The 24,874-nt window shown below is 66.0% G+C and carries 23 protein-coding genes; 5 read left to right on the forward strand and 18 right to left on the reverse strand.

All coding sequences use genetic code 11. From position 1 onward, the window contains the following. Positions 1 to 50: 50 nt before the first annotated feature. From urtE to urtA, 5 genes are read right to left on the reverse strand one after another with little or no spacing between them, the layout of a single operon-like run. On the reverse strand, positions 51 to 743 hold the full coding sequence (gene urtE, locus ASF98_RS21905; protein ID WP_055806856.1) for an urea ABC transporter ATP-binding subunit UrtE: 693 nt from the start codon (positions 741 to 743) through the stop codon (positions 51 to 53). Next, entirely contained in the window at positions 743 to 1,546 is an 804-nt protein-coding gene (urtD, locus tag ASF98_RS21910; RefSeq protein ID WP_055806858.1) for an urea ABC transporter ATP-binding protein UrtD, read from the reverse strand. The genes urtE and urtD overlap by 1 nt, the downstream gene beginning before the upstream one ends. Next, entirely contained in the window at positions 1,543 to 2,703 is a 1,161-nt protein-coding gene (gene urtC, locus ASF98_RS21915) for an urea ABC transporter permease subunit UrtC (protein WP_082507006.1), read from the reverse strand. The genes urtD and urtC overlap by 4 nt, the downstream gene beginning before the upstream one ends. Next, entirely contained in the window at positions 2,700 to 3,584 is an 885-nt protein-coding gene (gene urtB, locus ASF98_RS21920) for an urea ABC transporter permease subunit UrtB (protein WP_055806861.1), read from the reverse strand. Before urtB ends, urtC begins: the two co-directional genes overlap by 4 nt. Positions 3,585 to 3,630: 46 nt before the next feature. After that, positions 3,631 to 4,896 (reverse strand): urea ABC transporter substrate-binding protein, encoded by a 1,266-nt coding sequence (gene urtA / locus ASF98_RS21925; protein ID WP_055806864.1) that lies wholly within the window; start codon positions 4,894 to 4,896, stop codon positions 3,631 to 3,633. 279 nt (positions 4,897 to 5,175) lie between these two features. Here urtA and ASF98_RS21930 point away from each other — a divergent pair, with 279 nt between their 5' ends. Next, on the forward strand, positions 5,176 to 6,111 hold the full coding sequence (locus tag ASF98_RS21930) for a ketopantoate reductase family protein (protein WP_055806867.1): 936 nt from the start codon (positions 5,176 to 5,178) through the stop codon (positions 6,109 to 6,111). Between the two features lie 33 nt (positions 6,112 to 6,144). On the opposite strand, the gene ASF98_RS21935 is transcribed toward ASF98_RS21930, so the two are convergent. The 11 genes from ASF98_RS21935 to ASF98_RS21985 all read right to left on the reverse strand — a co-directional run bounded on the left by ASF98_RS21935 (position 6,145) and on the right by ASF98_RS21985 (position 17,980). Then, the gene (locus ASF98_RS21935) at positions 6,145 to 6,978 is read right to left on the reverse strand and encodes an alpha/beta fold hydrolase (protein ID WP_055806869.1); all 834 of its coding nucleotides are present in this window, start codon (positions 6,976 to 6,978) and stop codon (positions 6,145 to 6,147) included. Positions 6,979 to 7,059: 81 nt separating this feature from the next. Further along, positions 7,060 to 7,482 carry a heat shock protein transcriptional repressor HspR gene (locus ASF98_RS21940; protein WP_055806872.1) on the reverse strand — a complete coding sequence of 141 codons (423 nt, stop codon included), beginning with the start codon at positions 7,480 to 7,482 and terminating at the stop codon, positions 7,060 to 7,062. Positions 7,483 to 7,521: 39 nt separating this feature from the next. After that, entirely contained in the window at positions 7,522 to 8,508 is a 987-nt protein-coding gene (locus ASF98_RS21945; RefSeq protein ID WP_055806874.1) for a DnaJ C-terminal domain-containing protein, read from the reverse strand. Between the two features lie 199 nt (positions 8,509 to 8,707). Continuing rightward, positions 8,708 to 9,379: a nucleotide exchange factor GrpE gene (locus ASF98_RS21950; RefSeq protein WP_055806877.1), complete on the reverse strand. Its 672-nt coding sequence runs from the start codon at positions 9,377 to 9,379 to the stop codon at positions 8,708 to 8,710. 2 nt (positions 9,380 to 9,381) lie between these two features. Continuing rightward, a complete protein-coding gene (gene dnaK / locus ASF98_RS21955; RefSeq protein ID WP_055806880.1) occupies positions 9,382 to 11,253 on the reverse strand; it encodes a molecular chaperone DnaK in 1,872 nt (623 codons plus the stop codon). Between the two features lie 286 nt (positions 11,254 to 11,539). Continuing rightward, complete coding sequence (locus ASF98_RS21960; protein ID WP_235506126.1) at positions 11,540 to 11,995, reverse strand: hypothetical protein; 456 nt, start codon at positions 11,993 to 11,995, stop codon at positions 11,540 to 11,542. 205 nt (positions 11,996 to 12,200) lie between these two features. Further along, entirely contained in the window at positions 12,201 to 13,736 is a 1,536-nt protein-coding gene (gene arfA / locus ASF98_RS21965) for an arabinosylfuranosidase ArfA (protein WP_055806883.1), read from the reverse strand. A 55-nt stretch (positions 13,737 to 13,791) separates the two neighbouring features. Continuing rightward, on the reverse strand, positions 13,792 to 14,691 hold the full coding sequence (locus ASF98_RS21970) for a carbohydrate ABC transporter permease (RefSeq protein ID WP_055806886.1): 900 nt from the start codon (positions 14,689 to 14,691) through the stop codon (positions 13,792 to 13,794). A 2-nt stretch (positions 14,692 to 14,693) separates the two neighbouring features. After that, complete coding sequence (locus ASF98_RS21975) at positions 14,694 to 15,638, reverse strand: carbohydrate ABC transporter permease (protein ID WP_055806889.1); 945 nt, start codon at positions 15,636 to 15,638, stop codon at positions 14,694 to 14,696. Positions 15,639 to 15,717: 79 nt separating this feature from the next. After that, the gene (locus ASF98_RS21980; RefSeq protein ID WP_055806892.1) at positions 15,718 to 17,049 is read right to left on the reverse strand and encodes an extracellular solute-binding protein; all 1,332 of its coding nucleotides are present in this window, start codon (positions 17,047 to 17,049) and stop codon (positions 15,718 to 15,720) included. A gap of 187 nt (positions 17,050 to 17,236) precedes the next feature. Beyond that, complete coding sequence (locus tag ASF98_RS21985; protein ID WP_055806894.1) at positions 17,237 to 17,980, reverse strand: TetR/AcrR family transcriptional regulator; 744 nt, start codon at positions 17,978 to 17,980, stop codon at positions 17,237 to 17,239. A gap of 145 nt (positions 17,981 to 18,125) precedes the next feature. Between ASF98_RS21985 and ASF98_RS21990 the strand changes: the two genes are divergently transcribed. Beyond that, positions 18,126 to 19,055 carry an NAD-dependent epimerase/dehydratase family protein gene (locus ASF98_RS21990; RefSeq protein ID WP_055806897.1) on the forward strand — a complete coding sequence of 310 codons (930 nt, stop codon included), beginning with the start codon at positions 18,126 to 18,128 and terminating at the stop codon, positions 19,053 to 19,055. Positions 19,056 to 19,176: 121 nt separating this feature from the next. Here ASF98_RS21990 and ASF98_RS21995 read toward each other — a convergent pair whose 3' ends face one another. Then, positions 19,177 to 21,393 carry an MMPL family transporter gene (locus ASF98_RS21995; RefSeq protein ID WP_055806899.1) on the reverse strand — a complete coding sequence of 739 codons (2,217 nt, stop codon included), beginning with the start codon at positions 21,391 to 21,393 and terminating at the stop codon, positions 19,177 to 19,179. 178 nt (positions 21,394 to 21,571) lie between these two features. Here ASF98_RS21995 and ASF98_RS22000 point away from each other — a divergent pair, with 178 nt between their 5' ends. Beyond that, complete coding sequence (locus ASF98_RS22000; protein WP_082507007.1) at positions 21,572 to 22,135, forward strand: MarR family winged helix-turn-helix transcriptional regulator; 564 nt, start codon at positions 21,572 to 21,574, stop codon at positions 22,133 to 22,135. Here ASF98_RS22000 and ASF98_RS22005 read toward each other — a convergent pair. Then, the gene (locus tag ASF98_RS22005; RefSeq protein WP_235506127.1) at positions 22,029 to 23,315 is read right to left on the reverse strand and encodes an APC family permease; all 1,287 of its coding nucleotides are present in this window, start codon (positions 23,313 to 23,315) and stop codon (positions 22,029 to 22,031) included. The genes ASF98_RS22000 and ASF98_RS22005 overlap by 107 nt on opposite strands. Before the next feature lie 126 nt (positions 23,316 to 23,441). Here ASF98_RS22005 and ASF98_RS22010 point away from each other — a divergent pair, with 126 nt between their 5' ends. Beyond that, a complete protein-coding gene (locus tag ASF98_RS22010) occupies positions 23,442 to 24,257 on the forward strand; it encodes a methyltransferase domain-containing protein (RefSeq protein ID WP_055807158.1) in 816 nt (271 codons plus the stop codon). A 52-nt stretch (positions 24,258 to 24,309) separates the two neighbouring features. Beyond that, entirely contained in the window at positions 24,310 to 24,858 is a 549-nt protein-coding gene (locus tag ASF98_RS22015) for a dihydrofolate reductase family protein (RefSeq protein ID WP_055806902.1), read from the forward strand. Positions 24,859 to 24,874 lie beyond the last annotated feature (16 nt).

Below are 24,874 nucleotides of genomic sequence, written 5' to 3' on the forward strand. Positions count from 1 at the left end.
CCCCGTCGCCCTCCGTCGCCCTGCGCCAGCCCGGTCCGACGCCAGGCCGGTCAGATCAGCATCGCTTCGCGCACCTTGCCCGCGGATTCGGCACCGCCCGTGCCGTGCGAACTGACCCGTCCGGCGGCCAGCACGTAATAGCTGTCGGCGGCGTTCAGCGCGAAGCCGATGTGCTGTTCCACCAGCAGGACCCGCATGCCGCTGCGCCGGGACAGCTTGATGATGGTCTCCTGGATTTCGGCCACCACGTTGGGCTGGATGCCCTCGGTGGGCTCGTCCAGGATGAGGAGCGTGGGCTCGGTGATGAGGGCCCGGGCGATGGCCAGCTGTTGCCGCTGCCCGCCGGACAGGAGGCCGGCACGGCGTGCCAGCAGCGGGTTGAGCGCCGGAAACATGTCCAGCGCCTCGGCCACGCGCTCCTTGCCGTTCCGGCGGCCGTCAGCCACGAGCTGGAGATTCTCCAGGGCGGTCAGCTGCCCGAACGACTGCTGCCCCTGCGGAACATAGGCCATGCCCCGCGCCACCCGCTGGTGCGGCCGGAGGGCGGAGATGTCCTCCCCGTTCAGCGTGATGGTGCCGCGGGTGGGCTTGAGGAGCCCGGCGACGGCGCGCAGCAGCGTAGTTTTGCCGGCACCGTTGTGGCCCAGCAGGGAAACCAGCGACCCGTCGGGGACGGTGATATCCACGCCGGAAATGACTTGGGTTCGCCCGTAACCGGTCTGCAGGTCCGTGATTTCCAGCATCAGTGCCCTTCCATTCCGGCAGTGCCGAGGTAGACGTCCTGCACTTTCTTGTCGGCCTGGACCTGCGCCACGCTGCCCTCGCTCAGGACCTTCCCGGCCGCGAGGACTGTCACCGAGGTGGCGAACTCCCGGACGAAGTCCATGTCATGTTCAATCACCAGGGTGATGCGGCTGGCTGCGATCCGACGGAGCAGCTGTCCGGTCTCGTCGCGCTCGTCCTGGCTCATTCCGGCGATGGGTTCGTCCAGGAGCAACACCTCCGAGTTCTGGACCAGCAGCATGCCGATTTCCAGCCATTGCTTCTGCCCGTGCGCCAGGGTGCCGGCCTGTTTGTCGGCGGCCCGCTCCAGCCCGATGATTTCCAGTGCTTCCTGTACGGCCGCATCCACGCCCTTCCGTCTCCTCAGCAGTTCCCGGGCCTTCCTGCCCGGACCGGCAGCAATATCCAGGTTCTGCAGGACCGAGAGGTTCTCGAAGACGCTCGCTGTCTGGAACGTCCGGCCCACGCCCAGCCGTGCGATCTTGTGCACTTTCCGGCCCAGGATCTCAGTGCCTGTGTGGTTCACGGACCCCGTGGCCGGAACCAGCCCCGTGATCGCATCGATGATGGTGGTCTTGCCGGCACCGTTGGGGCCGATCAGGAACCGAAGGTCGCCCTGGACGACATCGAGGTTGACGTTGTCCACGGCCACGAAGCCGTCGAAGGCCACTGTGAGACCGCGGACCTCAAGGTACTTCGGCCGGCCGTGGCGGAGCCCGCCGGCCCGGGGTTCGCCGTCGGGAAGCAGCGTGGGGGTGGTCATCGGCTTGCCTCTTCCGGGACGGTGGTTGCCGTGGTTGCTGTGGTTGGAGCAGCGGAGGCCGGCACTTGCGGTGCGGACGCCGGTGCAGTGCTGCGCTTTTCCGTGTTGCGCTGCTTCAGCCGGGAGACGAGCCGCGGCAAGGAAGCGAGCCCGCCGGGCATGAACCCGATGACCAGGACGAAGAGCAGGCCTTGGAAGTAGACCCAGAACGACGGGAAGGTGGACGCCAGGCTGGTCTGGGCGATGGCCACGCTGAGGGCGCCCAGCACCGGTCCCAGCAGCGTTGCCCTGCCGCCGATTGCCACGCCGATCAGGAAGGCGATGGACGGAATGACGCCCACGTCGGCCGGCGAGATGATCCCCACGATGGGCACGAACAAGGCGCCGGCGATCCCTGCCATGACGGCTGCGATCACATAGGTCACTGTCTTGATGGTTGCCGGGTCATACCCCAGGAACCGGACCCGCTCCTCCTGGTCCCGGACGGCGACGAGGAGCTCGCCGAACCGGCTGTGCATGAGCTGCCGGGCAGCTGCCAGGGCCAGGAGCAGCACCACTGCGGCGATCGAATACAGCATGAGCTTGTTGGACGGATCCTTCAGGTCGAACCCGAAGAAGGACCGGAAGCCGCTGAGGCCGTTGGAGCCACCGGTGGTGGCCTGCTGGCCGATCAGGAAGACGGCGAATGCCGCCGCCAGCGCCTGGCTGAGGATCGCGAAATACGCTCCCTTGACGCGCCGTTTGAAGACTGCAAGCCCCAGGACGAGCGCCACCAGTCCCGGAACGAGGACGACGGCGAGGAGGGTCACCACCGGGCTCCGGAACGGCTCCCACCACCCGGGGACCTCGCCGCTGCCGTACAGCGACATGAAGTCCGGCACGCCGGACCCGCCGAAGAGGGAGGCGTCCGCCAGCTTGAGGTGCATGGCCATGATGTACGCGCCGAGCCCGAAGAACACCCCCTGCCCCAGGGTGAGCATGCCGCCGCGCCCCCAGGCGAGTCCGATCCCCACTGCAACGATCGCGAAGCAAATGAACTTTCCCAGCAGGGCTAGGTTGAAGACGGAGAGCGCGGCCGGTGCGGCCACGAGCAGAAGCACCGCTCCCACGGCGAAGCCAGCCAGCACGCCCCACCGGGACCGCAGGAAGGTGCTCATGCCAGGCTCCTTGTCTTGAGGCTGAAGATGCCCTGCGGCCGCAGCTGCAGGAAGACCACGATCAGCACCAGGATCAGCACCTTGCCGATGCTCGCCGTCGTCGAAAATTCAAAAACGGACTGGAGCACGCCCAGTGCAAAGGCCGCGATGACTGCCCCCTTGATCTGGCCGACTCCCCCGGCCACCACCACCAGGAAGGCGTCCACGATGTAGTTCGTGCCCAGGTACGGGCCGGTGGAACCGATCAGCGTGACGGCGACGCCCGCCACTCCGGCGAGGCCCGATCCGATGAAGAACGTCAGCTGGTCCGTGCGCCGGGTGGAGATGCCGCTGGTTTCGGCCAGGTCCCGGTTCAGGACCACCGCCCTGATGCGGCGGCCCAGCGGCGTCCCCTTGAGGACTGCGACGAGTCCTGCCAGGCAGACCAGGGAGAGCAGCAGGATGAAGAGCCGGGTGAGCGGGATGGGCGCTCCCAGCAGTTCGACGTTGCCCTGGAGCCAGGCCGGGGCCCGGACGTCGACACTGGGGGCGCCGAAGATGTCCCGGGCGGCCTGCTGCAGGATCAGCGCCACCCCGAACGTGACCAGCAGGGTGTCCAACGGACGGTGGTACATCCGCCGCAGCAGCACCGCTTCGAGCGCCAGCCCCAGCAGGCCGCCCACCAGGAAGCCCACTGGAATGGAAACCAGCAGCGAGATGCCGGCATCGGAGATGCTCCGCTGCACCACGAAGGCCGTGTACGCACCGGCCATCATGAACTCGCCATGGGCCATGTTGATGACCCCCATCTGGCCGAAAGTCAGCGACAACCCCAGCGCGGCCAGCAGCAGCACCGAGCCGAGACTGAGTCCGGCAAACATCTGTCCAATCAGCAGTTCCATTCCAGCGGGCCTTTCCTCCGGGTTTCTGCAGGGGCGGTGGAAGCGGCTACTTGGCCAGGTCCTTGGCCCAGTCGTAGCTGGCCAGGAACGGATCGGGCTCCACGGCCTTCGGCGAGGACCAGACCGTTTCGATCAGGCCTTCGGAGTTGATCTTTCCGATCCGGGGAGTCTTGGTGATGTGGTTGTTCTCGCCGTCCACCGTGACAGTGCCCTCAGGCGCCTCGAACGTCACTCCGCCCGCGGCTGCCTGGACCTTGTCCACTTCGAAGGAACCGGCTTTCTCCACCATGGCCTTCCACAGGAACAGCGAGGTGTACGCCGCTTCCATGGGGTCGCTGGTGACGCGGTCGGCACCGAACTTCGCCTTGAACGCCGCGACGAACTTCTTGTTCGCCGGGGTGTCAAGGGTCTGGTAGTAGTCCCAGGCCGTGAGCTGGCCTTCCACGTTTTCCAGTCCCACGCCGGGAACTTCCTCTTCGGCGATGGATACCGAGACCACCGGCATGGATGCAGCGGTCAGGCCAACGCTCTTGTACTGGCGGAAGAAGGCCACGTTGCTGTCGCCGTTGAGGGTGTTGAAGACGGCGTCGGCCTTCGAGTCGCGCACCTTGTTCACGATGGTGGAGAACTCCGTGGACCCGAGCGGGGCATATTCCTCGCCAAGGACCTCCATGCCGTGGGCTTTGGCGTAGGCCTGGATGATCTTGTTGGCCGTCCTCGGGAAGACGTAGTCGCTGCCCACCAGGAAGATGGATTTGGTGCCCTGCTCGGCCAGGTAGTCCAGGGCGGGGATGATCTGCTGGTTGGTGGTGGCGCCCGTGTAGAAGATGTTCTTGGACGCCTCGAGGCCTTCGTACTGCACCGGGTAGAACAGCAGGGCGTCGTTGGCTTCGAAAACCGGGAGCATGGCCTTGCGGCTGGAGGAGGTCCAGCCGCCGAACACCGCGGCCGTGCAGTCCTGCTGGATCAGCTTCCCGGCGCGTTCGGCGAACTTGGTGGGTTCACTGGCGCCGTCCTCGCTGATCACCTGCAGCTGTTTGCCCATGACTCCGCCGGCGGCGTTGATTTCCTCGGCTGCCAGGCTCAGGGAATCAAAGACGGTGTTCTCGCTAATGGCCATGGTGCCGGAGAGCGAGTTGATGAATCCGACTTTGACGCTACTGCCTGACGTGTCGACGCAAGAGCTGCCGCTGCTGGCGGTGGAATTGGCGGACGCCGGATCCGAAATCTGGCTTCCGCAGCCGGCCAGGGCCGTTGCCATTGCCGCCGCGGCCAGGGGGATCAAAGCGCGCTTCGTTACTGAAACCCTCATGTTTACCTGCTTCTCGCTCCGCGCTGCCTCGCGGCAGCGGCTGGTCTCCAGGGTCCTGACAGGCCCCCTGCGGCTCAATCTAGGAGCGAATTGTTTCAACACGCATGATGGTTCGTTTCCGCACGATTTCGGACCGGGCGTCCGCATTGGATACGAAGCCCGGAAACGGTAAGTTCGCTGACAAAATAGCGGAAAGTGCGGGTGGCAAAGTTAACCTGAAGGAAACTTTCCCGCCGTCATTTTGGTATTGGCGGCGACACAAACCCCCCGAGGAGCAGCATGAGCGGCCAGCAGAACGCACAAAGAATCCTGGTTGTCGGAGCCGGAGCAACCGGCGGTTACTTCGGCGGCCGCCTGGCGCAGGGCGGCCGGGACGTGACGTTCCTGGTGCGGGAAGGACGGGCAGCCGCACTACGCCAGCGCGGCCTTCGCATCACGGGCCTGGGCCGCGAAGACGTCATGGAACCGGCGCTGGTCACGGCGCCTGAGCTGCACGGTCCGTACGACCTGGTGCTGGTGACGGTCAAGGCCGCTGCACTCCCCCAGGCGCTGGCAGACCTCGCGCCGGTAGTGGGGCCGGAAACGGTGGTCATCCCGTTCCTCAACGGCATGGCCCACATGGACGCTCTCGAAGCGGCCTTCGGCGCCGAGCGGGTGCTGGGCGGGATCGTCAAGGTGGTCACCACCCTCACCGAGGACGGCGACATCCTGCAGATGAATCCGCTGGCCACACTCACGGTCGGGGAACAGTCCGGCCCGCCGAGCGACCGCGTCCTGCGGGCCGTTGAAACCCTGACGGTGCCTGGCTTCAAGGCTTCGGCCACCGCGGACGCCCTGGCCTCCATGTGGCACAAGTGGGCATTCATCGTGTCCGCCGGAACCGTGACCTGCCTGATGCGCGGACCCGTGGGCGCCATCGTCGCGGTACCCGGCGGCACGGACTTCGTGCACTCGGTGCTGGCCGAAGCCGGCGCCGTCGCGGTTGCGGCCGGCTACCCGGTGCCTGACCACGAACATCAGCTGTCCGTGGACATGCTGACGCAGCCCGGATCAACCTTCACGTCGTCCCTCTACCGAGACGTTGTTGCCGGCCGCCCCGGCGAGACAGAACACCTGCTGGGCGACTTCACCCGCCGGGCACGAATCCTCGGGGCGGACACGCCGCTGATCGACCTGGTCCTGATGCAGCTGAGGGTCAGCGCCGCAACCGCCTAGCGGCGTGCAACTCCAGGTACTTCTTCTCCCCGGCTACTTCTTCAGGAAGGCAAGGAGGGCCTGGTTGATTTCCTTCGCGTGGGTCCACAGCATGCCGTGCGGAGCACCCTCGATCTCCACGTAGTCCGCGGCGGGCAGCGCGTCCTTGAAACGGCGGCCGGTGACGTCGATGGGCAGGATGTTGTCCGCCGTTCCGTGCACGATGAGGGCAGGAACATCGATCTTGGGGATGTCCGCGCGGAAGTCCGTCAGCCAGGTGGGCTGGGCAAACACGGAGGCATGGGCGGAGGACTTGCTGGCGGTGGCCCAGCTGGCCCGCAGGGCTTCTTCGCTGAGGCGGCTGCCCAGGGTGTCGTCGGTGTTGAAGAAGTTCTTGAAGAACTCCGTGAAGAACGCGTAGCGGTCTTCCTTCACTGCGCTGAGCAGGCCGTCGAACACGTCCTGCGGGACGCCGTCGGGGTTGTCTTCCGTCTTCAGCAGGAAAGGCTCGAGGGAACCCAGGAACACTGCCTTGGAAACCCGCTCCGAGCCGTAGGTGCTGAGGTAGCGGGCCACCTCGCCGGTGCCCATCGAGAAGCCCACCAGCACGGCGTCCGTGAGATCAAGTTCGGTGAGCAGGGTGTTGAGGTCGGCAGCAAAGGTGTCGTAGTCGTAGCCCTCCGTGGGCTGGCTGGACTTGCCGAAGCCGCGGCGGTCGTAGGTGATGACCCGGTAGCCTGCCTCCAGCAGCACACTGGTCTGCCGTTCCCACGATGCGCCGTCCAGGGGGTATCCGTGGATGAGGACCACCGGCTGTCCCTGTCCGTGGTCCTCGTAGTAAAGCTCAACGGTGGTGCTGTTTTCGTTTCCGACAGACACAAAGGCCATGAGGGCGTTCCTTCCGGGGCAGTGAACGGGCTTGACCATTCACTCTGTTCCGGCAGGCTACGCCTGTCAAGGAAGTAGGGTTCACTCCGTGGGCCGGGGCCGCCACACCACCACGGCCTGGGAGCGGGCGCGGGGACGCTGGCCTCGTGCCAGGCTCACGACGTCGCCCGCTGCTCCGGCCGCGAAGATGCGCGAATCCAGCGGGCTGCGGCGGCTGCTCAGCTGCTCGGTCAGTTCAGTCACCCGGCGCTGCAGCGCGGCCACCTGGTTCTCCAGCTGGAGGATCCGTTTGATGCCCTCCAGCGACACCCCTTCATGCGAGAGCCGCTGCACCTCGCGGAGCACGTTGACGTCACGCTGGGAGTACCGCCGGGACTTTCCGGGCGCGCGGCTGGGCGAGACGATGCCCAGGCGGTCATACTGCCGCAACGTCTGCGGGTGCATGTCCGCCAGCTCAGCCGCCACCGAGATCACGAAGATCGGCTGATCGAAATCAATGTCCATGGCGCCGGCTCCTCCCGCTAGTCCCAGTCCGTGTGTTCCCTAGAGACGTGCCTTGGCGGCCAGTCCGGCCCGCACATCGTGTCCGTCCGTGGCTGCAGCGAACGCCTTCACGGCGTCCTCCGCCTCCTTGGTCAGCTTCTGCGGAACCACGACGTCGATGGTCACGAGCAGGTCACCGGTCGCCTTCGCGTGCTTGACTCCGCGACCCTTGACCCGCAGGGTCCGCCCGGAGGGCGTCCCAGCGGGAACACGGACCTTGACCTTTTCGCCGTCGATCGTCGGTACTTCGATGTCAGCGCCCAACGCAGCCTCCGGAAAGGTGACCGGAACATGGATGCGGAGGTTGTCGCCGTCGCGCGTGTAGAAATCATGGCCCTTTACATTGACGGTGACCATCAGGTCGCCGTTGCCGGCCGGGCCGTACTGGCCCTTGCCGCGGACACGGACTTTCTGGCCGTCTTTGATGCCGGCGGGAACACGGACGTCGATGACGTCTCCGTCCGGTTCGCGTAGCCCGATGGTGGTGCCGCGAATGGAACCGGCGAAGGAAATCGTGGTGGTGGCCGTACGGTCGGCGCCCTTCTGCGGAGCACGCTGGAATCCCGCTCCGGAGCCGGGCCCGCCGAACTGTCCGCCGAAGAGATCGGCGAACTCCGGCGGAATGCCGCCCGAGGTGCTGTAGCCGCCGGAGTGGCGCCCGCCGCCACCGGTGAAGAGGCCGCCGAAGAGGTCTTCGAAGCCGGCACCTCCGGCCGCGCCGCCCCCGCCGCCAGGGGCAAACCGGGCGCCGCCGCCCATGGCACGGATGGCGTCATACTGCTGGCGCTCGTCCGGATCCGAAAGCACGGAGTAAGCCTCGGAGATGTCCTTGAATTTCTTCTCGGACGCGACGTCCCCCGCATTGGTGTCCGGGTGGTGCTGCCGCGCAAGCTTCCGGTAAGCCTTCTTGATATCGGCGTCGGAAGCGTCCTTGGCGACTCCAAGGATCTTGTAGAAGTCCTTGTCGACCCAGTCCTGGCTAGCCAATGGCGTTTCCTTTCAAGTTCTACTGTGGCGGGCTCTGCGCGATACATGGGCCCCCGCCCCTTCGCGTGGTGGCTTGGTCCTTACGGACCAAGCCACCACGCTCCGGCAGGCCCGATGCCACTCCCGGTGCCCATGTATCGCTCCGAGCCTGTAATCAACTCACCTTAGGCGACATTAGCCGCCCGTGGCGCCGGTTGAGCTAGGCCGGCACTGCGACGATAACCTGTGCTGCCCGGAGGACCCGCTCGCCTGACTTGTAGCCGGAGCGCAGGACCTGGCTGACGGTGTCGATTTCGACGTCCGGGCCGGGCTGCTGGATGAGGGCTTCGTGGATCGTGGGATCGAACTCCACGCCGGTCTCATCGATGCGCACCAGGCCGTAGGTCTTCAGCGCGTTCTCCAGCTTGGCGGCGATCGCGGCGAACGGGCCGTCGGCGAGGTCGCCGTGCTGCCGGGCGGCGTCGACGTCGTCCAGTACCGGAAGCAGCGAGTTCAGGACGCCGATGACGGCCATCTCCCCTGCCACGGCACGGTCACGTTCCACGCGCTTGCGGTAGTTGACGTACTCGGCCTGCAGGCGGCGGAGGTCGTTCCTGAGTTCCTCCGCCTCCTCCGCGCCTACGCCCTGGGCCACCGATTCCTCGGCCGGAACCTCAACGCTGTTGAGGATGTCCTCGGCCTGGGACAATGCGTCCCCGGAACCGTGACTTCCCGTGGCGGCGTGTTCCTGGTCAGGGTGGCGGGCCTGGCCGGTCTTCGGATCAACCTTGCGGTTGTCGTGGATCACCGGTTTCTGCGGCTCGTTCTCCTGGTTGTCGCGGCCATGGTCTTTGGAAGAGTGGTGCTCCTCTTCGTTACCGTGATGCGGCATGATTACTTCTTCTCGTCTTCGTCAACGATTTCGGCGTCGACGATGTCTTCATCGGCCTTGGCGTCACCGGACCCGGCGTGGGCACCTTCTGCACCTGCGGCACCCGTGGCGCCGTCCGGCGAACCGGCCTGGGCGTAGATGGCTTCGCCGAGCTTGCTCTGGGAAGCCTGCAGCTTCTCAAAGGCGGTCTTCACCGCTGCGTCGTCCGTGCCTTCAAGGGCCTTCTTCAGGGCGTCGACGTCGGCCTTGACCTCGGTCTTGACCTCTTCAGGCAGCTTGTCGGCGTTGTCCGCGATCAGCTTGTCCACGGAGTAGGCGAGCTGCTCGGCAGTGTTGCGGGTGTCGGTTGCCTCGCGGCGGGCCTTGTCCTCGGCTGCGTGCTCCTCGGCGTCCTTGACCATACGGTCAATGTCTTCCTTGGACAGCGCGGTGCCGCCGGTGATGGTCATGGACTGTTCCTTGCCGGTGCCCTTGTCCTTCGCCGAGACGTGCACGATGCCGTTGGCGTCGATGTCGAAGGTGACCTCGACCTGCGGAACGCCACGGGGGGCCGGTGCGATGCCGGTCAGCTCGAACGTGCCCAGCGGCTTGTTGTCCCGGGTGAACTCGCGCTCGCCCTGGAAGACCTGGATGGCCACGGACGGCTGGTTGTCGTCAGCCGTGGTGAAGGTCTCGGAACGCTTGGTGGGGATGGCCGTGTTGCGCTCGATCAGGTGCGTCATGATGCCGCCCTTGGTTTCGATGCCGAGGGACAGCGGGGTGACGTCGATCAGGAGGACGTCCTTGCGCTCGCCCTTCAGCACGCCAGCCTGGAGGGCTGCGCCGACGGCGACGACCTCATCCGGGTTGACGCCCTTGTTGGGCTCCTTGCCGCCGGCGAGCTCCTTGACGAGTTCGTACACGGCGGGCATACGGGTGGAACCGCCCACGAGCACGATGTGGTCGATCTCGGAGAGCTTGATGCCGGCTTCCTTGATGACGTCCTGGAACGGCTTCTTGGTGCGGTCCAGCAGGTCCTTGGTCAGGTCCTGGAACTTGGCGCGGGTCAGCTGCTCGTCCAGGTGGACCGGGCCGTCGGGGGTGACGGAGAGGTACTGGAGGGAGACGTTGGTGCTGGTGGAGGAAGAGAGTTCCTTCTTGGCCTGCTCGGAGGCCTCGCGCAGGCGCTGCAGGGCGATCTTGTCCTTGGACAGGTCGATGCCCTTGACCTTGAGCTGGTTCAGCAGGTAGTCAACGACGCGCTGGTCCCAGTCGTCGCCGCCGAGGTGGTTGTCACCGGCGGTGGCGCGGACCTGGATGGTGGAGAAGTTGTCTTCGTCCTTGCCGACTTCGAGGAGGGAGACGTCGAAGGTTCCGCCGCCGAGGTCGAAGACGAGGATGAGTTCGTCTTCTTTGCCCTTGTCCAGGCCGTAGGCCAGGGCCGCAGCGGTGGGCTCGTTGACAATGCGGAGGACGTTGAGGCCGGCGATTTCGCCGGCTTCCTTGGTGGCCTGGCGCTGGGCGTCGTTGAAGTACGCAGGAACGGTGACGACGGCGTCGGTGACCTTTTCGCCCAAGTAGGACTCGGCGTCGTTCTTCAGCTTCATCAGGATGCGCGCGGAGATTTCCTGCGCGGTGTACTTCTTGTCGTCAATACCGACGGTCCAGTCGGTGCCCATGTGGCGCTTGACGGAGGCGATGGTGCGGTCGATGTTGTTGACGGCCTGGCGCTTGGCGATCTCGCCGACCAGGACTTCGCCGGACTTGGAGAACGCAACGACGGACGGCGTGGTGCGGCCACCCTCGGCGTTGGCAATAACGGTGGGCTCGCCACCTTCGAGAACGGAGACGACGGAGTTGGTGGTTCCGAGGTCGATACCTACTGCACGTGACATGTGTTGCTTCCTTCTTTCCGTGGAAACGCTGGTCGAGATTCAGGCACGCCCACTGATTGAGCGATCTACACTCAACTCTACCCACGGCCGGATTTAAGTCAATCCAAAGTTGAGTCACATCCGCTCAACTTTGGATTTGGACGTCACGGAGCGGGCGCAGGGGAGGCCGGAAAATCGCGCCGATCCGCGGAATTCCGCCAGGCACGGCTGACTACGGGGGAGGGTTTCGCTGTGCGTGAAACCCTCCCCCGGGCGTCACTCGCGGTCCGCGGGAGCGGGTCAACAGTCAGGGAGTGTCTCGCGGCAAGTCGTCGTCGACGGCTTCGTCCTTCACAGGCACTTCGTCCTCGACGAGCCTGTGCTCCTCGGCAGCCGGGGCTTCAGCAGTGCCGGCCGTACCGGCAGTACCGGCAGTACCGGCAGTACCGGCAGTACCGTAGTCGCCGTCCGGATACTCTGCTTCCTCGCCTGTCACCAGGTTCTCGCCGGTGGCGCCGGCCTTGCCGTAGTCGCCGGCTTCGTACTCGCCTTCGACGCCGCCCGCCGCCTGCTCCTGGCCGGCTCCGGCCACCCCGTAGTCGCCAGACTCATACCCACCTTCGACGGCCCCCACCGCCTCATCCGGAACAGCGCCGGCCGCTCCGTAGTCGCCTTCGACGTACTGGCCGCTTTCGCCTTCGACTGCCGGAGCGGGTTCGGTGCTGCGCTGCTCTTCCGCTTCAAATTCGCTGTTCTGTGACATTTCGCTGTTCTCTGACACGGACGGTTCCCTCCTGGAAGCCATGGACGCCCGGACGGGCGCAGGGGCAGTCTATCCATCCGCCCGGCGCTTCAACAGGGGCGAACGGAGACCGGTAACGGCGCGGGACCCGGCCCGCAAACCGACGGCGGGCGGCCCCGAAAGGTGCCGCCCGCCGTCGTGCGTTCCTGCGCCGGATCGCCGCTGTTTAGTTGCGCACGACCTCCAGTTCGATGGCCGCCCAGGAAAGAGCGGGCAGGCTCGCGCGGACTTCGCCGCCGGCGGCCTTGACGCCTTCCAGCGGGACGAGGCCCACTGCACCGGGGTTTGCCTGTGTGTTGGTGATGAACCGGTCGGCACCGTCCGGGATGCGAAGCACGTCGGCCCGGACCACCTGCCGGGCGTCGAAGCCGCGAAGGACCACTTCGACGTCGGCGGCTTCTTCCAGTCCGCGGTTGGCCAGGAACAGCGCGATGCGGCCGGTTTCCTCGTTCCAAGTGGCACTGACGTCCACGAGGTCGGCATCGCCGAACTTGGCGTTGCTGTGCTTGTCCGAGTCCACGGCGAGCCGGAGGATCTGACCGTGCGCCAGCTCAGCCATGCGGGCGAAGGGATGGAAGATGGTCTGCTTCCATGCCGGGCCGTTTTCCTCACTGAGGATGGGGGCGATCACGTTGACCAGCTGCGCCTGGTTGGCGATCTTGACGCGGTCACCGTGCCGGAGCAGGGAGTTCAGGAAGGTCCCGACGACGACCGCGTCCGTCACGTTGTACTGGTCCTCGATCACACGGGGGTGCTCACGCCAGCCGTGCTTGCCCACCTGCTCAGGGCTGTCCGCGTCGCCCGGCCGGGTGTACCAGACGTTCCACTCGTCGAAGGACAGGTTGATGTGCTTCTTGTGCTTGCCCTTGGCCCGGACTGCGTCCGCGGTGGCGACCACGGATTCGATGAAGTAGTCCATGTCCACCGCGCTGGCCAGGAAACTGCCGGCGTCGCCGTCGTGCTCCTGGTAGTAGGCGTGCAGCGAGACATAGTCCACCTGCTCGTAGGTGTGGGTCAGGACCGTCTGCTCCCAGGCGCCGAAGGTGGGCATCCCCGAGTTGGAGCTGCCGCACGCCACGAGTTCGATGTCCGGATCCACGAAGCGCATGGCCTTGGCGGCCTCCTGCGCCAGCCGGCCGTATTCCTCGGCGGTCTTGTGCCCGATCTGCCAGGGTCCGTCCATCTCGTTGCCGAGGCACCACAGCTTGATGTTGAACGGATCCTCGTGGCCGTTCTTGCGGCGCAGGTCGGACAGCCGGGTGCCGGACTGAATATTGGCGTATTCCACGAGCTCACGGGCTGCGTCGACGCCGCGGGTGCCCAGGTTGACCGCTTCCATGACCTCCACGCCGGCTTCCCGGGACCAGTCCACAAATTCGTGCAGGCCGAAGGCGTTCGTTTCCAGCGTGTGCCAGGCGCCGTCAAGCCGGCGCGGCCGCTCCGCCACGGGCCCGACGCCGTCCTCCCAGTTGTAGCCGGAGACGAAGTTGCCGCCGGGATAGCGGACCACGGTGGCGCCAAGCTCCTTGACGAGGTCCATGACGTCGCGGCGGAAACCGCGCTCATCGGCCCGGGGATGCCCCGGTTCGTAGATGCCGGTGTAGACACAGCGGCCCATGTGCTCGACGAAAGATCCGAAGATCCGGCGGGGAACCTCGGCTACGGTGAAGTCGCGGTCAATGGTGATGCGTGCGCGGGACATTTTGCTCCTGTCCTGGTTTTGGCTTGGGTTGGATGGTGCGGGGTGTCGGGATGGCTTAGGTGCCGGCCAGGCCGGTGGTGGCCACGCCCCTGATGATCTGGCGCTGGAAAAAGAGGAAGACGACGATGAGCGGCAGTGCGGCCAGCAGCGCGGACGCCATGTTCTGGGCGTACTGGATGCCGTAGGCGCTCTTGATGGTCTGCAGGCCCACCGGCAGGGTGAGCAGTGAGCTCTCGTTGGTGGCGATGAACGGCCACAGGAAGTTGTTCCAGGCCCCGATGAACACGAAGATCGCGACGGCGGCCAGGATGGGCCGGGACAGCGGCAGCACGATCGTGGTGAAGATCCGCAGCCGTCCGGCACCGTCCATCAGCGCGGCTTCCTCGAGTTCACGCGGGATCTGGTCAAAGAATTTCTTGAGCACGAACACCATGGGCGAGTGGATCACCTGCGGGAGGATCAGCGCCCAGTAGGTGTCGATCAGGTTCAGGGACTGCATCTGCTGGAACAGCGGGATGATCAGCACCGGCGGCGGGATGATGATGGAGGCCACGATCACGCCCATCAGCATCCTCTTCCCGCGGAAATCGATCCGCGAAATCGCGTAGGCGACGGAGGCTGAAATCACCAGCGTGATGGCAGTGATGGCCGCTGACGTGAACAGCGAATTGAGCGTCCAGGTGGGAATATTGCCGCTCTGCAGCACTTTGGCAAAGGCATCGAGGGTAAAGCCCGACGCTGGAATCCAGCTGATGGGGGTGGACGCGGCGTCGGTTTCGCTCTTCAGCGCGGTGACAGTGGCCCAGGCAAAGGGCACCAGCCACGCAACAGCGAGGACAGACACGACGACGGTGGCAAGGACGCGGGACAGCGGGGTCTTCGCACGCCGGTTGGTCACGGTTTCGGCATGGCCCTTGGGCTGGAGCGCGGGTTTGGAAAGTGTGGTGGTGGCCATGGCTAGGCGCTCCTTTTCCGTGTGATGAAGACCTGCGCCAGCGCGATGACCAGGATCAGGCCGAAGAAGATGTAGGAAATGGCTGCGGAGTAGCCCAGCCGGTAGCCCGTGAAACCGGCCTCGAAGATGTACTGCACGATGGAACGCGTCGCTCCGCCCGGTCCGCCTTCGGTCATCTGGTAAATCTGGTCGAAGACCTTCAAGGACGCGAGGATCTGCAGGATCACGATCATCACTGTGGTGGGGCCGAGCTGGGGAAGGCTGATGGAGAAGAACTGGCGCCAGCCTCCGGCGCCGTCGAGCGAGGCGGCTTCATAGTGCTGCTGCGGGATGTTCTGCAGCGCGGCCAGGTAGAGGAGGAAGTTGAAGCCGACGGTCCACCACACTGTGGCGATCACCACGGCCCACATCGCCACCGCGGGATCGTTCAGCCACGCCACCGGCGGGATGCCGAGATTTGCGAGCATGTCGTTGAACAGCCCGAGCTCCGGGTTGTACATCCAGGCAAAGAACAGCGAGACCACGGTGGAGGCGAGCAGGAACGGGGAGAAGAAGGAGAGCCGCCACAGCCACTGCGCGGGAAGGCCCATATTGACCAGTGCTGCCAGCGCCAGGGCGATGACCACCAGCGGCACGGTGCTGATCAGCGTGAAGTACAGCGTGTTCCCCAGCGATCGCCACATGTCCGAGTCGGCGAACGCCTCGCTGTAGTTGGCCAGGCCGATGAACCCGCTATTGGCGCCCGTGAGGGACTTTCCGGTCAGGCTCATGACTGCCCCGGAAATCATGGGCCAGACCAGGAACATCAGGAAGAAGGCCAGGAACGGGGCGGAGAAGGCCCAGCCGTGGATGTCGTCGCGCCGGGAGCGCAGCGATTTCGCCACGGGCGCTGGTTTTGCTGCGGGCGCTGATTTTGCTGCGGGCGCTGTGGTGCGGGCAGTGCTCATGAGGACTCCTTTGTCACGGACTTTGCCACGGGCGGGTCAATGTTCAGGCGGGATTCGGCGGCCATGCCGGATGCCGTGCTCACACCGGGTTCGGCATCGCAAGGACAGTGTTGATGCGCTTCATAAAGGCATCCCAGCCGTCCGCGGCCTTGTCCCGTCCGAGGAACACGTTCTGGACGTTCTCGGCGAAGTAGCCTTGGAAATCGGATCCCGAACCGGTGAACCAGGCCACGGGATCGTAGTTGATGATGTCCGCCGCCTGGGCATAGTCCGCCTGCGGCTTCAGTGCCGCGTATTCCTTGGACTTCACCACCGGCTGGTAGGCCGGGATGTGTCCGGCTTCGGCCCAGCTCAGGGAACCCTTGAGCATCGACGCCACGAACTGGTAGACGCCGCGGCGCTTGGCTTCGTCCAGCCGGGCCTGGTGCGGCAGCACGAACGAGTGCGAGTCGGCGAAGGCTGCCGGCGTTCCAAAGAGGGTCGGGATGGTGCTGGCACCGAACGGAACACCTGCTGTCTTCATGGTGGGCAGCTCCCACACGCCGGTAAAAAGCAGCCCCGACCCCGAGCCGGCGAACTCCGCGATGGCAGTCCCGCCGTCGCCGCTCTTCGTGGAGATGGTGTTATCCAGCAGAGACGTGATGAACTCCAGGCAGTCGATGGCCACGTCCCGCTCCACCTGGGCGGGTTTGCCCGGCTCCAGCACGAAGTCCGCGCCATGTTGGCGGTAGAGCGTGTAGAACAGCCGCCACATCTGCGCGCCGTCGCCCAGGTATCCGTAGGAGAGCCCGTGTTTGCCGGTGACGCGCTGCAGTTCACGGCTTACCTCCAGGAACTGCGACGGCGAGGAGATCTCAGCCAGCCGGCCGTCCTTCCCCAGGACGCCGGCCTTGTCCGCCACTTCGGTGTTGTAGAGCATCACGAACGGGTGTGAGTCCAGTGCCAGCGAAAATACCTTGCCGTTGAACTGGCTCTTCTCCCAGATCCTGGGGCCGAAGTCCTCCGGACGCACGCCGAACTCCGCCAGCAGGTCCAGGTCCCAGGCATCCAGCAGTCCGCCAGGAGCGTAGCCCGGCACCCTGGCGGCATGCATCACGGCCACCTCCGGGGGCCGGCCGCCGGCGGAGGCCATGGCCAGCTTGGTGTAATACGGCGCACCCCATGCCAGCACGGTGGGCTTGACCCTGAAGTCTGCGTGGTCCGTATTGACCTTGTCGATCATGGCCATCATCTTGATGCCGTCTCCGCCGGAGAGCAGGTGCCAGAAGCGGATGTCGTTGGCCGCCGCCTGGGCCGCGCCCCCGCAGCCCGTCAGGCTCGCTCCGAGGGTAAGGCTGCCTGCGAGCACCCCGCCCCCGAGCAGCAATTGCCTGCGGGTCATTTGCATCGGGCGTGAATCAACTTGCTTCACCGTCACTCCTTTGGACGTAGCCGTTGGTAAAAATCGCCGACTGTCCGGCTGCTGCGGCCCTTAGGGGCGGGCCGGACAACTGTGGGCTGAAACACACTTTATATCGTTGTAAATTGAGATACAAGAAAAACTTGTTAGCGCTCACAAAGTGGGAGTTGCCACTCTGCTCCTATCGGGGCTGCGGCAGTCATTCGAGTCCGGCTACACCGGCCAGAACCTGCAGATGGTGCTCGAATAATGCGTCTTTCGCCACAAAGGTACCTTCCCCGTACTGGCCAAAAATTTCGAAGCTGATGGCACCGAAGAGCGAAGTCCAGACCAGCGCACCGCGCGCCAGCAGCCCGTCCGGAATAGCCAGCCCGAGCTCTTCCCGGATCGCCGCCAGGTCGCCCGCCAACAGCGGCGGCACCGCGGGCGCAGGCGCCCCGGCCGCCGGCACCGGCTCGGCGCGCAAGGCGCCCGCCCGCCAGGCGGCGTCGACAATGGCGGTCAGGCTGCGGATCACCCTGGTCCCGGGTCCGATGGTCCGCTCCGCCGGAGCCCGGTACCCGGGCACCGGACTGCCGAACAGCAGTGCATAACGGGCGGGCTCACGGACGGCCCAGCCGCGGACGGCGCGCCCCAGCGCCTGGAACCGCCCGGCAAAATCCGTTTCGGCCACGCGGGCGACGGCGGCCTCCACCTCGTCGCCCAGCTCGCTGTAAGCGTCGATCAGCAGCAGGGTGAGGAGTTCGTCCCGGTTCTGCACGTACCGGTAGACGGCCGAGGACACCACGCCGAGGTCCCGGGCGACCGCCCGCAGCGACAGGGCCGCCGCACCATGGACGGCCAGGTGTTCCCGGCCCAGCCGGACGATATCGGCGGTGGTCTGCGCCCGGGCACGCTCCCGCGGCGTACGCGGCGCAGGGATGGAGTCGTTGATGGCTGGCATGCCTCCAGCATTCCACGCTTTAGAGCACTGTCAACAATTGAGAGCAGTGCTCTTGACTTTGGGCGCCCTGCCGAGCATCCTTATTTCGAGAGCGGCGCTCTCAAGATTCCAGAGCAGACTGAAGATCCCGAGGAAAGAGAATCCAATGCCCGAACTTTATGTGGTCACCGGCGCCGGCCCGGTGGGCTGGACCGTGGCCGAGCAGCTTGCGGGCCAGGGCAAGCGCGTGCGGGTACTGACCCGTTCCGGCAGCGGCCCGGACCACGCCCTCATCGAGAGGATGTCTGTAGACGTCGCCAATCCAGCATTACTGGAGGAAGCGTTCGCCGGAGCGGCCGCTGTTTTCCATTGCATCCACGGCTCCGCCTACGCTGCGGACGCATGGCGGCGGGAGCTCCCCAGGGCAGAGGAAGCTGTGTTGGCGGCGGCCGGCGAGGCGGGCGCCGTCGTCGTATTTCCAGAAAGCCTGTACTCCTACAGCAGGCCGGACGCTGTGATGGCGGAGGACAGCCCCCGCGAGGCGCAGGGCGGAAAGCGCGGTGTCCGTACAGCGCTGCTGAAGGCGCGGGCGGCCTCCCCCACGAATACCGTCAGCGTGGTGGCGGGCGATTTCTTCGGCCCGCGCGTTCGGAACTCCCACGCCGGCGAGCGCATCGTGCCGGCGGTGCTGGCCGGAAAGCGGCTACTGGTGATCGGCAGCGCGGACCAGCCGCATTCCTTCACGTACGTGCCGGACCTTGCCGCTGCAATGATCCGCGCCGCGCAGACGCCGGCTTTGTGGAACCGGGTGTGGCACGCGCCCACGGGCCCGGCGGTCACCCAGCGCCGGCTTGCGGCGGCCTTCGCGGAAGCCGGCGGAGTGCCCGCTCCCAAAATGGGCGCAGTGCCGGGCTGGGCCCTCCGGGCCATGGGATTGTTCTCCGGCGGCACCCGTGAGCTGGCTGAGATGCTGTACCAGTTCGAGCGGCCGTTCGTGATGGATTCGCACGCCAGCGAGGACGCCCTGGGCCTGCATCCGACTCCGCTGCCGGAAGCCGCAGCAGCCACTGTGGCGTGGTGGCGGGCGCAGGGCTGAGCCGTTGGACGTCACGCAGAGCAGGCTTTTGGCCAACCACGAAGGGTGCGGCCGCGTAAATTCACGGCCGCACCCTGGATGGAGTCCTAAAAATGCGCGTGGCGTGACGCCGCCACTGCGCCTAACTGCGCGCGGCGCCCTCCAGGTCCGTTTCCAGGCTGCCCTTGGCATCACGTGCGCCGCCGGATGCCCGCCCGTCGTCGTCCAGCCGCCCCAGCTTGCTGGGCCACCAGATCCGTCCGCCCAGATCGTAGGCAAGCGCCGGGACCAGCAGCGAGCGGACCAGCACCGTGTCCAGCAGGACCCCGAAGGCCACGATGAAGGCGAGCTGGACCAGGAACATGATGGGGATGACGCCCAGCGCCGCGAAGGTTGCGGCGAGGACCACACCCGCGGACGTAATGACGCCGCCGGTCACACCGAGTCCCCGCAGGATCCCGGGCCTGGTGCCGTGCTTGAGGGACTCCTCCCGGACCCTGCTCATCAGGAAGATGTTGTAGTCCACGCCCAGTGCCACCAGGAAAACGAAGCCGAACAGCGGAACCGTGGCATCGGCCCCCGGGAACCCGAAGATGTTGTTGAACACCAGGGCTGAAACTCCCATGGCGGCGCCGTAGGAAAGAACCACTGAGGCCACGAGCAGAACCGGAGCCAGCACGGAGCGCAGCAGCAGAATGAGGATCAGCAGGATGACGGCGAGGACCACAGGGATGATGACGATCAGGTCGCGCTGGGCCGTGGTATTGGTGTCCAGCGCAGTGGCCGTGACACCGCCCACCAGCGCGCCGTCGTCGATCTTCTTCAGATCCTCGCGGAGCTTCACCACGACGTTCTCGGCGTCGCTGGAGTCCGCCGCGTAGTTCAGGGTGGCGTTGATCAGAACCTTCCCCTCGCGGACATCAGGTGCGCTTGGTGCACCCGGGGCCCCTGTGATCGGCACGCTCCCCTCCGCCAGGAGGTAGGCATCGCCGACGCCGTCGGTCGCTTTGGTCTTGTCCAGCACCTCCTGCGCCTTCGCTTCGTCGGCGACGATCACCGCGGGGCTGCCGGAGCCGGCATCGAAATGGCGCGCCAGGGCGTCCTGGCCGTCCACCGCGTTGGAGGCGGTGAGGATGACGTCCGTCTGCGGCACTCCGTTGGCCTTCAGCTGAAGGATGCCCGCGGAAGCCGCCAGGAGCAGGAGCACCGACGCGACCCAGACGGCACGGGGCCGGCGGGAAACGAGGGAGCCTGTGGCCCGCCACAGGCCCTTCTGGCCTTCGAGGCCGGTGACCAGTTCCGGTTCGCGCTCGGTCTCGGGAATCAGCTTGGGACGGAACGGCCAGAAGGCGGCGCGGCCCAGCAGGGCCATCAGGGCCGGGAGCAGGGTGAGGGCTGCAAAAAGCGAGCACAGGATACCGGCGGCGGCCACCGGACCTAGCGCCTTGTTGGAGTTGAGGTCGGAAAAGAGCAGGCACAGCAGGGCGATGATCACCGTGGCACCCGAGGCCAGGATGGGTTCAAAGGAGGCTTTCCAGGCCGTCAGGACGGCGGAAGTGCGGTTGGTGGTGTGGGTCAGCGCTTCGCGGAACCTGGCCACATAGAGCAGGGCATAGTCCGTCGCGGCACCGATCACCAGGATGGAGAGGATGCCCTGGCTTTGGCCGCTGAGCTGGATCCAGCCAAGCTTGGCCATGCCGAACACCAGCAGGATGGCCGCACACAGCGCGAACACCGAGGTGAAAAGCACTGCGATGGGAAGGAGCAACGAGCGGTACACAATCAGCAGGATGATGAACACGGCGGCGAGTGCCACCAGCAGCAGGATGCCGTCGATGCCCGCGAAGGCGCTCACCAGGTCAGCCGTGAGTCCGGCGGGGCCCGTGACGAATGTCTGCATTCCGTCCGGGGCTGACTCCTGAACTTCCTGGCGGAGCTCCTGGACGATTTCCTTGACCTCCCCCGACGAGGATATGGGCACTACGAACTGGACCGCGCTGCCGTCCTCCGACGGGATGGGACCGATAACCGCGCTGCCTGCCTGCAGTTCCGCGAGCTTGTCCTTGAGGGCGGCGGCCTCGCCCAGTTGCGCAGGAGTGAAGGCGGACTCGCTTTCGACGACGATGACGGCCGGTATCTCGTCAGAGTCCCTGAACTTTGCCTGCCAGTCCTGCGCTTCGGTGGCCTCGGCGCCGGCAGGCAGGAAGGACGCCTGGTTATTGGAGGACACTTCGTCGAGGCGGCCGAAAGTGGGTCCGCCGACGCCGGCGATGGCCAGCCAGGTGATGACGAGCAGGACGGGGATCAGCCAGCGGAGCCAGAACGGGACGTGCGCGGTGCCGGGATGCCTCTGTTTCATGTGTCCTTCTGGGGGTGAGTCGGAGGAGTAGAATTTACTCCATAGTAGACTATCTCCATCATGGAGATAAGCACTTGGGCACAAATAGTTGCTCAGAGCCGTCGGTGAGAGAATTTTGGCTAGGCTGGCGCAGTTGGACAGCCACTACCGAACAAGCCATTGCAGAAGGAGGGTCGCCGTGTCAGAAGAGTCATCCGTGCGCCCCGAACCGGCCGCGCCCCAGGGCCTCGTCCGGCTGCTGCAGGAGTTCACGCTTGAGGCCAACCGGTATGTGGACTCAGCCGGCGGACGCAATGACATGCACCGCACGGACCTCAATGCCCTGGCCGTGATCATGCGCCATGCCGCCAAGGACCAGATTGTCACCCCCGGTGTGCTCCGCAAGGAACTCAACCTCAGCTCCCCCGCCACCACGGCGCTCATCGACCGGCTGCACGGTTCGGGACACGTGGTGCGCGAACGCCAGGGAGCGGACCGCCGGCAGGTCCAGCTTCGGATGACGCCCAAGGCCTACCGCGACGGTGGCGCCATGTTCCTTCCGCTGGCCCGCCACATGGGCGCCGCCATGGCGGAGTTCACCGCCGCGGAGCTGGAGGTCGCCGCCCGCTTCATGGAATCCATGATCGGGGCGACCATCAGCGCAGCACAGGAAGCGGCCGCGCAGGAACCGGCAGGAAACGCGCCCCCGACCACACCGCAGCAGCGGACAGCAGCGCCGGAACCGCCAGCGCCCAGCCACTAAAAAGCAGGATCAGCAGCATCACCGCCGCCGCGACGATGACGCCGAACCACGCCGGCGTCCCGGGCCGCAGCAGCCGCGTGCCCGCAGCGAGCCCGAAGGCCGTCACCGCGGTGAAGCAGGCCGAGGCCGCGCCGATCTGGAACTGCATGCTGGCCAGCCCGGACACTGCCGCCCCGAACGACAGGAAAGTCATCCCGGCCAGGACGGCGAGGCTCACGGAGGGCACCTCGCCCGGCCCGCCGCCGCGCGCCATCGCCGGCGGCAGCACGCCGTCGGCCGCCAGCCTGGAACCGAGCCGGCTGGCACCGGCAATGAACGTGTTGAGCGGACCGAATGTCAGCACAGCCGCAGCAACCGCGGTCAGCGGGGCAGCCAGCGGCCCCAGCCCCTTTTCGAGCAGGTCGGCGACCGGCACCGCGCTTCCGGGCAGGGCCGGGCCCAGCACGGCCACCGAGGCTGCCACGACCCCGATGTACACCACACCGACGACGACGAGCGTCAGCCACGTGGCGCGCCTGAGGTCGCGGCCGGGATCGCGGAACTCGGCCGCCAGGTGCGTCACTGCCTCCCACCCGGCGAAGCAGAAAAACAGCAGGCTGGCCACTCCGCCCACGGCCAAGTAGCCGTGCGGCGCGAACGGTTGGAAATTCTCCGCTTTCGCAAAGGGGGCGGCCACGGCAACGGCGAGCGCCAGCAGCGCCACGAGCAGGACCATCAGCACCAGTTGGAGGCGGCTGGACAACCTTATTCCGACGGCGTTGCTCGCGAACCCGGCCGCCAGCAGCAGCGCCGCGGCCACTAGCGCAGTCCCCTGGCCGCCGCCCAGTGCATTGGCGATGTAGTTGCCGCCGATCACCGCCGTGGCGGGAGCGCCAAACGGGATCGCGAAGTAGAACAGGTAGCCGGCAACCACCGAGGCGCGGCGCCCGAAAGCCCGGGTCACAAAGTGGGCAATCCCGCCGGCGTCGGGCTCCTGGCGGCTCATCTCAGCGAAGCTGAAGGCGACGGGTGTGCAGAACACCAGCAACGCCGCCCAGGCCAGCAGCGAGGCCGGACCCGCTTCCCGGGCGGCGATGGCCGGGAGCACCAGGATGCCCGATCCGAGGATTGCGCCCACATAGATGCCTGTTGCCCGGAACAGCCCGAGCCCCTCTGAAGTGCCGGCTTTGTTGTTTCCCACTCCTCCAATCTTCCGCAGAACGGCGGGCCGCAGAAGCTGGGAAACTGACGGCGAAGCACAATTAACTGCCTGTTTTGGTCCGCCGGATTGCCGCGCATTTTCCCGTCGGGGCGGTAGCGTTTCCTTATGAGTGCGCAGCAGCCTGAAGATGTGTACACGCACGGACACCATGAGTCCGTGGTCCGTGCCCATGCCTCACGGACGGCCGAGAATTCCGCCGCGTTCGTGATCCCGTACCTTGCCCCGGGCAGCTCGGTCCTTGACGTGGGCTGCGGGCCGGGCAGCATCACCTGCGACTTCGCCGCCCTCGTGGCGCCCGGGCACGTCACCGGGCTGGACCGCTCCCCGGATGTGATCACCCACGCCGCCGAACTGGCCGCCGAACGCAGCGTGGATAACGTCGAGTTCGTGGCCGGGAACATCTACGATCTGGACTTCGACGACGAAACGTTCGACGTCGTCCACGCCCACCAGGTGCTCCAGCACCTCACGGACCCTGTTGAGGCTTTGCGCGAAATGCGCCGGGTAGCCAAGCCGGGCGGCATCGTGGCAGTGCGCGACGCCGATTTCCACGGCATGAGCTGGTACCCCGCCATCCCGGAACTGGACGAATGGATGGAGCTGTACCAGCGCATTGCCCGCCGCAACGGCGCCGAACCCGACGCCGGACGCCGCCTTGTCTCATGGGCGCAGGCGGCGGGATTCACGGATGTGGCCCCCACCAGCAGCAACTGGCTGTACGCCACGGGCCAGCAGCGCCGGTGGCAGGCCCGGGTCTGGGGCGAACGGGTACTGCACTCGGCTTTCGCGGACCAGGCTCTTGAGTACGGCTTCGCTAACGCCGCTGACCTTGCCCGGATCTCCGCGGGCTGGCACCGCTGGGGTTCCACCGACGACGGCTGGTTCCTGATCCCCAACGGCGAGGTCATCGCGCGGGCCTGAGCTTCAAAAACCGCTTAGCTTTCCAAGAAGGACCACCAGCGAGGAGAACCCCATGCGCAAACTGACGGCCGGCCTGTTTTACTCCGTGGACGGAGTGGTTGAATCCCCCAACCTGTGGCAGTTCGACAGCTTTGACGATGAACTCGGCGCCGGGATGGAACAGATGATGGCCAGGGTCGAAACCGGGCTCCTGGGCCGAGTGGGCTATGAGCAGTGGGCCGGTTACTGGCCCGGCGCGGCCGCTGACGCCGACTTCGGCGCGTTCATCAATCCGTTGCAGAAGTTCGTGGCCTCCAGGACCCTTTCGGGCGAACTCGAATGGCAGAACTCCCGGCTGATGGACGCGCCGCTGGAGGAGTTCGTGGCCACGCTCAAGAACGGCGACGGCGGCGAAATTGCCGTGTTCGCCAGCATCTCGCTGACCCGCCAACTCCTGTTCGCCGGCCTTCTCGACTCGCTGATGCTGATGGTGCACCCGGTCGTCGCCGGAAGCGGACGGCGACTGTTCGAGGACGGCGATCCGGTGAGACGGCTGGAGTTGCAGGATTCGCAGCGGACCAGCAAGGGAAACATGATCCTCAGTTACGGTGTCCGCCCCTAAGGCAAGCGCCCCTAAA

Source organism: Arthrobacter sp. Leaf337 (assembly GCF_001423745.1).
Taxonomy (GTDB): domain Bacteria; phylum Actinomycetota; class Actinomycetes; order Actinomycetales; family Micrococcaceae; genus Arthrobacter.

Coding starts and splice junctions, on each gene's coding strand:
- urtE (WP_055806856.1), bottom strand. CDS start 743: ATGCTGGAAATCACGGACCTGCAGACCGGTTACGGGCGAACCCAAGTC.
- urtD (WP_055806858.1), bottom strand. CDS start 1,546: ATGACCACCCCCACGCTGCTTCCCGACGGCGAACCCCGGGCCGGCGGG.
- urtC (WP_082507006.1), bottom strand. CDS start 2,703: ATGAGCACCTTCCTGCGGTCCCGGTGGGGCGTGCTGGCTGGCTTCGCC.
- urtB (WP_055806861.1), bottom strand. CDS start 3,584: ATGGAACTGCTGATTGGACAGATGTTTGCCGGACTCAGTCTCGGCTCG.
- urtA (WP_055806864.1), bottom strand. CDS start 4,896: ATGAGGGTTTCAGTAACGAAGCGCGCTTTGATCCCCCTGGCCGCGGCG.
- ASF98_RS21930 (WP_055806867.1), top strand. CDS start 5,176: ATGAGCGGCCAGCAGAACGCACAAAGAATCCTGGTTGTCGGAGCCGGA.
- ASF98_RS21935 (WP_055806869.1), bottom strand. CDS start 6,978: ATGGCCTTTGTGTCTGTCGGAAACGAAAACAGCACCACCGTTGAGCTT.
- ASF98_RS21940 (WP_055806872.1), bottom strand. CDS start 7,482: ATGGACATTGATTTCGATCAGCCGATCTTCGTGATCTCGGTGGCGGCT.
- ASF98_RS21950 (WP_055806877.1), bottom strand. CDS start 9,379: ATGCCGCATCACGGTAACGAAGAGGAGCACCACTCTTCCAAAGACCAT.
- dnaK (WP_055806880.1), bottom strand. CDS start 11,253: ATGTCACGTGCAGTAGGTATCGACCTCGGAACCACCAACTCCGTCGTC.
- ASF98_RS21960 (WP_235506126.1), bottom strand. CDS start 11,995: ATGTCACAGAACAGCGAATTTGAAGCGGAAGAGCAGCGCAGCACCGAA.
- arfA (WP_055806883.1), bottom strand. CDS start 13,736: ATGTCCCGCGCACGCATCACCATTGACCGCGACTTCACCGTAGCCGAG.
- ASF98_RS21970 (WP_055806886.1), bottom strand. CDS start 14,691: ATGGCCACCACCACACTTTCCAAACCCGCGCTCCAGCCCAAGGGCCAT.
- ASF98_RS21975 (WP_055806889.1), bottom strand. CDS start 15,638: ATGAGCACTGCCCGCACCACAGCGCCCGCAGCAAAATCAGCGCCCGCA.
- ASF98_RS21985 (WP_055806894.1), bottom strand. CDS start 17,980: ATGCCAGCCATCAACGACTCCATCCCTGCGCCGCGTACGCCGCGGGAG.
- ASF98_RS21990 (WP_055806897.1), top strand. CDS start 18,126: ATGCCCGAACTTTATGTGGTCACCGGCGCCGGCCCGGTGGGCTGGACC.
- ASF98_RS21995 (WP_055806899.1), bottom strand. CDS start 21,393: ATGAAACAGAGGCATCCCGGCACCGCGCACGTCCCGTTCTGGCTCCGC.
- ASF98_RS22010 (WP_055807158.1), top strand. CDS start 23,442: ATGAGTGCGCAGCAGCCTGAAGATGTGTACACGCACGGACACCATGAG.
- ASF98_RS22015 (WP_055806902.1), top strand. CDS start 24,310: ATGCGCAAACTGACGGCCGGCCTGTTTTACTCCGTGGACGGAGTGGTT.